The organism is Sulfurimonas sp. (genome assembly GCF_023229105.1).
GTDB lineage: Bacteria > Campylobacterota > Campylobacteria > Campylobacterales > Sulfurimonadaceae > Sulfurimonas.
The window spans coordinates 1-6,781 of the sequence record NZ_JALNZY010000096.1 but is presented as its reverse complement, the minus strand read 5'-3'; the positions used below and the strand labels follow the sequence as shown (position 1 = coordinate 6,781).

Sequence of the window (6,781 nt, the reverse complement as noted above, 5' to 3'; positions counted from 1 at the left end):
TGGAGTTTTTGGATCAAGAACATTAAAAGACGAAAGGGTAAAAATAATAATCCTTGAAAAAATTATTGAGCTAAAAGCAACAAAGATTGTAACCAGTCAAGAACCATCTGGCGTATGTGAAGTGGCTCAAAAAGTAGCAAAACAATATGGTTATCCGCTCCAACTACATTTTTTGAATGAGCAATATTTGAGGGGAATGTTTGAACAAAGAAGTAAAGAAATTATAAGAGAGAGCGATTATGTTATTGTTATACACGATGGCAAAAGCAAGGGAACTTTAAACGAAAAGATACTATTAGAAAAAACAGGCGTGCCTTTTCACTACGAAGTATTAGATATAACTCCACATGACAAGTCGGTAGGATTCAATATAGTTGAAGAATGGGGTAAAAACGATAATGATTGGTAAAAAAACAACGGAGAAACAACGGTGAGAGGTCAAGAGAATATTATCCCTCATAAATTCCCGAAAGGTCAATCAGGCAACCCCAATGGCAGACCCCCTAAACTTCCAGAATTGCTCAAGAAAGAAGGGTTAAAAGGTTCACAGATAAACGATCTTATATTATCAATGCTTGCAATGAATAAACAGGAGATAGACGAGATAATAGCTAATCCGTTGTCAACATCGTTTGAATTGTTGGTTGCAAGTGCAATCAAGAGGGGTGTTTCTAAAGGAGACTTAACTCAAATATTCAGCCAAGCATTGACAAGGGCGTTAGGTCAGCCAAAGCAGGAAATAGAACAGACGGGTGATGTATCTATCACTATCAATAAGACCTATGCAGATAACTCTGACTGAAAAGCAAACCAAAGCTTTTGATTATCTTGAGGATAAGACCACTAAAGAAATACTGTTTGGCGGTTCGGCAGGTTCTGCAAAGTCATTTACGGGGTGTCTATGGCAACTGTTAAGGCGGTTGGCACATCCTAATACCAGAGGGTTGATAGGTCGTGCTAAACTGACAGACCTTAAAAATACTACCCTTATGACATTCTTTGAAGTAGCTAATATGCTTGGAGTAAATCACAAATTTAAATATAATGCTCAGAATAACAGGATTTTATTTAATAACGGTTCGATAATATTCTTAAAAGACCTTTTCCTATATCCATCCGACCCCGAATTTGTATCGTTAGGTTCAATGGAGATAACCGATTGTTTTATTGATGAGGCAGGGGATGTGTGCGAAAAAGCCTATACGATCTTGAGAACTAGAATAAGATATAACCTTATAAACGGCGTGCCTAAAATGGCTTTAGGTGCTAACCCTGCTCAAAACTGGTTATATCGTGAATTTTACAAACCTTTCAAGGATGGAACGCTTCCTAATGACCGTAAATTTGTGCCTTCCACAGCAAGAGAAAACAAATACATACCTCACGAATATCTTATAAGCCTTGATAAACTAAAGGGAATAGACAGGGAAAGGCTCAGAAACGGGAACTGGGATTATGAAGACGACAACACGGTAATGATACCTTACGATGCCATACTGGGTATGTTTGGTTTTGAATATGCCGAAAGAGGTCAGAAATATATATCAGCAGATATTGCACTTGGCGGAGCTGATTTATTTGTCGTAGGTGTGTGGGATGGTCTGCAACTGCTTGATGTTATAGTGTTGCCAAAGTGTGAAGCCGATGAAGTCCTGACAGTTTTAAAAGACTGTGCGGATAAACACCAAGTCCCGTATCGTAACATAGTATTTGATGGTGACGGTGTAGGTGGATATTTACGGGGTTTCCTGCGTAGATCATATAAGTTTAATAACGGCTCATCCCCGATAATAGCTAAAAAGAAACAGTCAGCAGGTTATCTGATGAAAAAATCCTTTATAACACCTGACCACGCCAACCTTAAAACGCAATGTGCTTATAGGTTGGCAGATTTAGCGTCTAACGGTGAAATAGGTATAACCCTTACAAACACCATTAGAAAGTATCAAGACCGCATCCAGAGTGAGCTACAACAGCTTAAAAGGGACAAGGTTGACAATGACAGCAAGCTTTATATAATAAGCAAGGAGCAGATGAAGGAAAATTTGGCACATTCCCCTGATTTCCTTGATATGATGATAATGCGAATGGTTTTTGAACTGGAGTATTAAATGATTTGTGATACTTGTGCAAAGGTCAGCAACTGCATTGTAAGCTATTCGAGTCCATTTTGCAGAGCTTATAGACCTGTTGAAATAGATGAAGATGATGAGGCGGATTAAAAAGTGATACAAAAACGCCATATATTAAACTCGAAACACGGGGTTTTGAGGATAACATATACAACAAAAGTAAACAAAGAGGTATAAAATGGATTTGACAAGACTTTTTAAGATACGGAAAGCATACGCAGATCAGGAGCGTGAATACTGGCAGAGATATAAAGCTGACTATGAGCCCGAAACTACTCATAAAATTGATATTGGAACGCTGTATGAAAGGAATGTAAACACGCCCCAGATACATAACTTTGAAGCTGAAATAGTCGATAACCGCTTGAACTGGTGTATGGGTAAAGCAATAGATATAGACTTTTACGAGGACACACCGCAGGAAGAAATAGACCGCCAGAATGAGATAATCAAAAGATTCTACCGTGTTTCAAGGTTAAATGTAAAAGTTAAGGATTTTGGCAGATGGTTACTTGCAACAGGTAGAAGTGCGATGATCTGTTATCAGCCTACTACTGAGGCTGCAGATGATGTTGATGTGTTCGTGCCTGAGATATATGACTGTGCTTGGGATTATCAGAACGGTGTGTTGACCGAGTTTGCAAGACGGTATGTAAAGCAGGAAGATGAGAATATATATTATGCTTACTGTGATTATTATACGCCAGATGAGATAAAAACATTTAAATCCGCACCTTATTCAGATTGTAATAGTGCTATGCTTGCAGATAAGTTTGATGAGGAAGTAAGCACAGACCCCAATATGTTCGGTATCGTGCCTGTGGTAATGACCGAGTTAGACGAATGTGCAAGACCCTGCTTTTATCCAGTATTGAGCTTGATTGATTCTTATAATAACCTCTGCTCAAGTGCAACCGATCAGTTTAATACCTTTGCACAATCCTATTTAGTTCTTACTAACTATATGTTGACTAATGATGATTTAGGCAAGGTTGATACCGAACAGGGCAGACTTGAAGCACTCGAAAAGCTTAAAAAGTTGCGTGTCCTCCTTATGGACGATGCAGGAAAAGCCGAATTTCTCAAGCGTGAGGTTCAGGTTGAAGCGTTTGACTCACTTAGAATACTGCTTGAAAAGAATATAGACAGATTTGGCAGAAACATAAACTATGCAGACCCCGAAGTATTAGGCAAAGCCACCAACCTTACAATAAACACTAGAACCAAACCTATTGATAATGCAAGCAACGATTTTGCAGATATTATCGAAACGCAGATAATTGACCTTATAAAGATTTGTAACCAGTTGTGGGAAACAGTAGGCAAGAGCATTGACCCCTACACGGTAAATGTTGTATTTAGCTATGACAAGCCCGCAAACCTTCCCGAAGAGGCAATAGCAGTTCAGACACTTGTAAATGCGGGTGTAATGTTACAGGATGCCTTGAGAGTAGGCAGTTTCTGTGAAAATCCACAGGAATGGGCGGACAGGGCAGAGGAAAGCAGACAAGCTAAAATTGATGAATATTTGAGGGCTAATCCAGATGGTGAAGATACCGAAGGAAACGAGGAACAAGAGTAAGGAATACTGGATAGAGCGTTCTATCTTAAAAAAGGAAAGACTGCTCAAGTCAGATGTTCAGTTTATGGGCGAAGTTGCTAAGAAATACGATTCCCTTATGCGTGACTATTCAACAAGGTTAGGCAATTTCTACGGTAAATATTCACAATCCGGAATAATGACCTATTCCGAAGCGATCAAACGGCTTACCGCAAAAGAACAAATAGAGTTTATCAAATATATTGACACTCTGCCAAATTATGATAGTGATTTCAGGCTTTATCTCAAGAACCTGCGTAGTCAGGAGAAGATAAGCCGTTTACAACAGATGAAGCTTGAGCATAGAGTAACAGCAACACAATTAAGACTGTGGCAGAACGCAGAGTTTCCAGACCATATTGAAAAATCGTTAATGAAAGCTTATTCGCTTACGCTAAAAGAATTAGATGTTGCCGATATAGGAGTAATGAACCGCAAAAGAGTGCAACAGATACTTTCAACAAATTGGGTAGGTGTAAAGTTTAGTGATACGATCTGGCAGAACAAAGAAAAGCTTATATCGTCACTTGACAGAACATTAGCCGATCAGTTTTTAAGGAACGCACCTTTAAAAGATGCTGTTAAAAATATTCGTGATGCAACAGGAACAAGTTTCGGTAATGCAGAAAGGTTAATAAGAACAGAATCAGCTTATGTGGTAGAACAGGCAACAGCCGAAGCATACGCAGATGCAGGTATAGAAAAATATCAATATGTTGCAGTAGAGGATGAGAGAACAAGTGATATATGCTCAGGGCTTGACGGGAAAGTTTTTTTATTAAGTGAAGCACAGGAAGGTGTCAATTATCCACCTATGCACCCTAATTGTAGAAGTACAACTATTCCAGTTTTCGGTTGACATCATTATTTAATATCTTATAATATGCTTAATGCTCTTTCCCCTGCAGGGAGTTGGGCAGAATATTAACTGCTTAACCGGGAGAGGGCATTATGTCAAATCTTATCCGTTACAAAAAAGATTATGTTGTTTCAGACGATGGGCAAATTTACAAGAAAGTTAATTTTTCGCAAAATCCAAGAGATGGATATGATCTATGCTATATTGATGGCAAGATGGCATCGGTTCACAGAATTGTCTATGAAGCTTTTGTAGGAGAGATAGAAAAAACAAAAGAGATAAATCACATTGACGGGAACAAACATAATAATAACATAGAAAATTTAGAGATGATAACTCACTCAGAAAATATGAAACACGCACACAAGACTGGGTTAATCCCTAAATCTCCAAAGGGCGAAAATGCTTATAGCAGAAAGATTAGTGCATCAAAAGAACTGGAAATATATCAATGGTATAAGCTTGGGAAAATAAGTATGCAAAATATAGGCACTATGTATGGTGTTTCCAAAATGACAGTATGCTGTATAGTAAAAAAGTATAGTAAAATCAAATAAATTAACACAATCTAACCGAGTTAGCCAAAACACAAAAAAGCTAACTCTGTTAACTTACTCTTGACAAAATGAAACTAAGTTGCTAATATCTAACTAACTTGCCAGATGTTCTAGCAAGGAGATTAAGTTAAATGGAGTTTAAGATGAAGTTAGAAGAGATCAAAAAGTTTATTGCAGACAACAAGGACAACGAGGAAGTACAGGGTTATCTTAAAGAACTGAAAAAGGACGGGTTGTTAGATTTTGTTAAAAGTGATGAAGGGTTTAAGATGATAAAACCTTTCGTAGATTCCAAGATTACTCAGGCAATCGGCACTTTTGAAAAGGAAACCCTGCCTAAAAAGTTACAAGACCAACTTGAAGCTAAACTTCCAGAATATGAAAAGGAGTTTAAAACTAAGTATGGAGTTAAAGACCCCGAAGACCCCAAATACCTTGATATGGCTAAAAAGCTTGAAGCAATTGAAAAGGAACGGAATCAGGAAAGAGCAGAAAAGACAAGACTCGAGAAACTTAATGCTGTTCGTGGCGTTACGGCAAAAAAGGGTATTGAGGATTTTTCCGATCTGTTTCTTGATGAGGATGTTGACAAGTCAGTCGCTAAAGCTCAGGCATTTGCAGATAAGCTTGACGAACTCGTTAACAATAGAGTAAGTGAAACCCTTAAAACAGGCAAAAAGAACCTTGACAAAGGGATTGGTGGCGGTGGCAAAGAGCTTACAGACGAAGAAGTCGCTAAGCTAGCACCTGCTGAGTATGACAAATATCGTAAAGATGTATTAGGATTAAAAGATTAAAGGAGAAACAAAATGACATTAGAACAGTTTAGCCCGATGCTTATGAGAAGGGAGATAATGAGAGCCCGTGAAAAAAGAATGGTTTTCAAAAATTTCCTGTGGATTCCAGACAATGTTGAAGACCCCAGAACTATCGGACAGAGCGTGACTCTTCCGTCCATTGGTGCTATTGCATCCAGTTCTTATTCTAACGGTTCGATCACTTATGCAAGTGTAGATGACCAGTCACAGACCCTGCTTATCAACAAACAGGTACTCTGCCCTATTAAAGTTACAGACATTAACCGCATCCAGAGCGTTAAAGGACTTTATCCTGCAATAGCTCAGGAGATGGGTTATTCAATGGCTAATTATCAGGACTCAGACCTTGCAGCTGGTATTTATGCAGGTGCAGGCGTTACAACCGATCTTAGCTCAACTGGCGTAGATTCAGGCAATGTATTTGATGCACTTATGACACTTAAAGCAGATATGAAAGTAAAGAATGTAAATGAGGATATTCCTTTGTTTGTTGATCCTTACCTTTCAAAAGCTATTGCAAGCTCAGCAGGATTCATCAAGACAAACAATGATGAGATAATCGCAAGCGGTCAGGTCGGCAGAATGGCAGGATTCATCATTATCGAAACCAATAACCTTACAACAACTGGAACTTATAAAGGCGGAAACCTTGTAGTTAATGCCTGTGCGTTTACACCTAACCGTTCAGTTGCTTGGGTAGAGCAGAAAGGATTCAGCGTTGAAATGCTTAGAGATACCGCAACTGTCAGCGATCTTATGAGAGCACATCAGATATACGGTTGGAAAGTAGTTAGAGCTGATGAAGTTGCTCACTT

General features: G+C 38.6%; 8 protein-coding genes. All 8 read left to right on the top strand.

What is annotated here, in order from left to right; genetic code table 11:
- On the top strand, positions 1-409 hold a 409-nt coding region (locus tag M0Q17_RS10220), incomplete at its 5' end, for a hypothetical protein (protein ID WP_295086532.1).
- 21 nt (positions 410-430) lie between these two features.
- A complete protein-coding gene (locus tag M0Q17_RS10215) occupies positions 431-802 on the top strand; it encodes a DUF5681 domain-containing protein (RefSeq protein WP_295086530.1) in 372 nt (123 codons plus the stop codon).
- Entirely contained in the window at positions 756-2,111 is a 1,356-nt protein-coding gene (locus M0Q17_RS10210; RefSeq protein WP_295086534.1) for a phage terminase large subunit, read from the top strand. Before M0Q17_RS10215 ends, M0Q17_RS10210 begins: the two co-directional genes overlap by 47 nt.
- 199 nt (positions 2,112-2,310) lie before the next feature.
- Positions 2,311-3,714, top strand: a complete 1,404-nt coding sequence (locus M0Q17_RS10205; RefSeq protein WP_295086529.1) for a phage portal protein — start codon at positions 2,311-2,313, stop codon at positions 3,712-3,714.
- Positions 3,677-4,591, top strand: a complete 915-nt coding sequence (locus M0Q17_RS10200) for a minor capsid protein (RefSeq protein WP_295086527.1) — start codon at positions 3,677-3,679, stop codon at positions 4,589-4,591. The genes M0Q17_RS10205 and M0Q17_RS10200 overlap by 38 nt, the downstream gene beginning before the upstream one ends.
- A gap of 92 nt (positions 4,592-4,683) precedes the next feature.
- Positions 4,684-5,148, top strand: a complete 465-nt coding sequence (locus M0Q17_RS10195; protein ID WP_295086525.1) for an HNH endonuclease signature motif containing protein — start codon at positions 4,684-4,686, stop codon at positions 5,146-5,148.
- A gap of 143 nt (positions 5,149-5,291) precedes the next feature.
- A complete protein-coding gene (locus M0Q17_RS10190; RefSeq protein WP_295086524.1) occupies positions 5,292-5,945 on the top strand; it encodes a DUF4355 domain-containing protein in 654 nt (217 codons plus the stop codon).
- 12 nt (positions 5,946-5,957) lie between these two features.
- A partial coding sequence (locus M0Q17_RS10185; protein ID WP_295086522.1) for a hypothetical protein occupies positions 5,958-6,781 on the top strand: 824 nt, incomplete at its 3' end.